The following is a 2,746-nucleotide window of genomic DNA, read 5'->3' on the forward strand; positions in this document are numbered from 1 at the left end:
GGCCGCGGGGGTGGCGCACATGGGAGCGCATGCACTCGGGGCGGCCGCGTATGCCGCGGTCGCCATGGGGCTCGCACATCCCGACGACCCCCGCGCCCGCGACCGGGAGGTGACGCAGCAGCTCGCCCTCCTCTCCCCCGCCGCAGCTTCGGCCCTGCGCTCCCTGCCCCTCCTCGGCACCGACACCGCCGGACCGCTCGGCCCCGGGCTGCTGGCCGCGGGCGACCTCGGCGCGGTGATCCGGCGGGTGCAGGCCGCACTCGCCTGACCCCGCTGCACGCCGCTTCAGCGGCGATTCAGCGTCGAGCCGCCACACTGGGGTGATGCGGATCCTGGTGGTGGACGACGAGGTGCGCCTGGCGGAGGGCGTGCGTCGGGGGCTGGAGGCCGAGGGCTTCGCGGTCGACGTGGCACACAACGGGGTCGACGGACTGTGGCGGGCACGGGAGACGCGGTACGACGCGATCGTGCTCGACCTGATGATGCCCGGCATGAGCGGCTGGAAGGTGTGCGAGGCGCTGCGGGCGGAGGAGAACTGGACGCCCGTGCTCATGCTCACCGCGAAGGACGGCGAGTGGGATCAGGTCGAGGCCCTCGAGACCGGCGCCGACGACTACGTCACGAAGCCGTTCTCGTTCGCGATCCTGGTCGCACGGCTGCGGGCCCTGGTGCGCCGCGGGGCCGTGGCCCGTCCGACCGTGCTGGAGGCCGGGGATCTGCGCCTGGATCCCGCGGCGCATCACGCGTGGCGCGGCGACACGCCGATCAGCCTCACGGCCAGGGAGTTCGCGGTGCTCGAGCACCTGATGCGGCACCGCGGCCAGGTGCTCTCCAAACGCGACCTGATCGCGGGGGTCTGGGACGACGACTTCGACGGCGACCCGAACATCGTCGAGGTGTACGTCGGCCATCTGCGGCGCAAGGTGGACAAGCCGTTCGGGCGCGCGGCCATCGAGACCATCCGCGGGGCGGGCTACCGGCTGGCGGCCGACGGTGGCTAGCCGGTTCCTCCGTTCGGTGCGCGGCCGGACGACGCTCGGCGCGACGGTGGTCGTGGCGGTGGCCCTGCTGATCGGCGCCTTCTCCTTCTACGGCGTGCTCAGCGCGAGCATCCACGGCGCCAGGGAGCGCGCCGCCGAGCAGCGCCTGGAGGAGCTGGTGCAGCGCTTCGAGGGTCCGGGGCGCCCCGGTCCCGAGCTGCTCGACGACGACATCGTGCAGCTGATCGGACGCGACGGGACCGTGCGTCGCGCGAGCGAGGAGGCGCAGGAGCTCCTCGGATCGGGGTCGCTGCCCGTGCACGACGACCCGCGCAGCTTCGTGATCGACGGCGAGCGGATGGTGGTCGTGTCGGACGACCTCGACGACGGTGAGAGCCTGGTGCTGGCGGTGCCGATGGAGGACGACGCGGAGACGCTCGCCACGGTCGCGACGCTGTTGGCCGTCGCCGTCCCCGCTTTGCTGGTGCTCGTCGCCGCGACCACCTGGCTCGTCACGGGGCGGGCCCTGCGTCCGGTCTCGCGCATCCGCACGGAGGTCGACGGCATCACGGCGGAGCGCCTCGACCGCCGCGTGCCCGTGCCCGACACGGGCGACGAGATCGCGTCCCTCGCGACCACGATGAACGGCATGCTCGACCGGCTCGACGCCGCCGCGACCGCCCAGCGCCGCTTCGTGTCCGACGCCTCGCACGAGCTGCGGTCGCCGCTCGCGACCATCCGTCAGCACGCCGAGCTGGCACAGTCGCACCCCGAGGTCACGAGCATCCGCGAGCTCGCCGACGTGGTGTCGGAGGAGGGCCTGCGCCTGCAGGGCATCGTCGAGTCACTCCTGCTGCTGGCCCGCCTCGACGAGGGGGTGGCGGGTGCCGCGGAGCCGGTGGACCTCGACGACATCGCCCTCACCGAGGTGCGACGCCTGCGCGCGGCGGGGCTCGACGTGGACGGGTCGGGCATCGGCGCCGCCCGGGTGTCGGGCGACCCCCGGCTGCTCGCGCAGCTCGTGCGCAACCTCGCCGACAACGCCGCCCGCCACGCCCGCGGTCGTCTGGCGATCGGGGTCACCACGGTGCAGCAGCACGTGTTCCTGACCGTGGAGGACGACGGGTCGGGCGTGCCGGCGGCCGAGCGGGAGCGGATCTTCGAGCGGTTCGTGCGACTCGACGAGGCGCGCAGCCGTGATGCGGGCGGCAGCGGTCTGGGCCTGGCGATCGCCCGCAGCATCGCGACCGCGGCGCACGGCACCGTCACGGTGGACGACTCGCGATGGGGCGGGGCGCGGTTCGTCGTGACCCTGCCCTCGGCGGACTGAGACGGCGCACGGCATTCCTGAAGAGCGCTTCAGGACGCTTCAGGGTGGCTTCAGCGCCCCCGCGAGACCATCGGGACATGGACGACAAGAACCCCACCCCCGAGAACCCCACCCCGGAGCAGCCCGGCACCCCGGAGCAGCCCGCCGCCGCGCAGAGCCCGGCCCCCGCGCAGCCCGACGCGACCCCAGCCGCCGACGCCCCCACCGTTCCGGTCGAGCCGACCGCGCCCGCCGCCGCACAGCCCGCCCCCGCTTCCACGGCGCCCGCAGGCGAGGCGACTCCCCCGGCGAAGCCCGGACGCAAGCGCGCCTTGCTCATCGGCGGTGGCATCGCCGCGGCCGTGCTGCTCGCGGGTGGCGGGGTGGCTGTCGGCGCGGCGATCGGCGATGAGTTCGGCGACGACGACCACCCGTCGATGGAGGGACCGCGCCACGG

The 2,746-nt window shown here is 74.4% G+C and carries 3 protein-coding genes and 1 pseudogene; all 4 read left to right on the forward strand.

Features of this window, described 5'->3' with window-relative positions; all coding sequences use genetic code 11:
- Positions 1 to 268, forward strand: a 268-nt coding sequence (locus ACWGQ1_RS18390) for a putative immunity protein (RefSeq protein WP_452313523.1), incomplete at its 5' end; no start/stop codon positions are given.
- A 55-nt stretch (positions 269 to 323) separates the two neighbouring features.
- Positions 324 to 1,001, forward strand: a complete 678-nt coding sequence (locus ACWGQ1_RS18395) for a response regulator (protein WP_452313524.1) — start codon at positions 324 to 326, stop codon at positions 999 to 1,001.
- Positions 994 to 2,310, forward strand: a complete 1,317-nt coding sequence (locus tag ACWGQ1_RS18400; protein WP_206252227.1) for a sensor histidine kinase — start codon at positions 994 to 996, stop codon at positions 2,308 to 2,310. The genes ACWGQ1_RS18395 and ACWGQ1_RS18400 overlap by 8 nt, the downstream gene beginning before the upstream one ends.
- Before the next feature lie 77 nt (positions 2,311 to 2,387).
- Positions 2,388 to 2,746, forward strand: a pseudogene (locus tag ACWGQ1_RS18405) (hypothetical protein); the annotation flags it as partial.

It is taken from the genome of Microbacterium sp. NPDC055599 (genome assembly GCF_053618975.1).

Coding starts and splice junctions, on each gene's coding strand:
- ACWGQ1_RS18395 (WP_452313524.1), top strand. CDS start 324: ATGCGGATCCTGGTGGTGGACGACGAGGTGCGCCTGGCGGAGGGCGTG.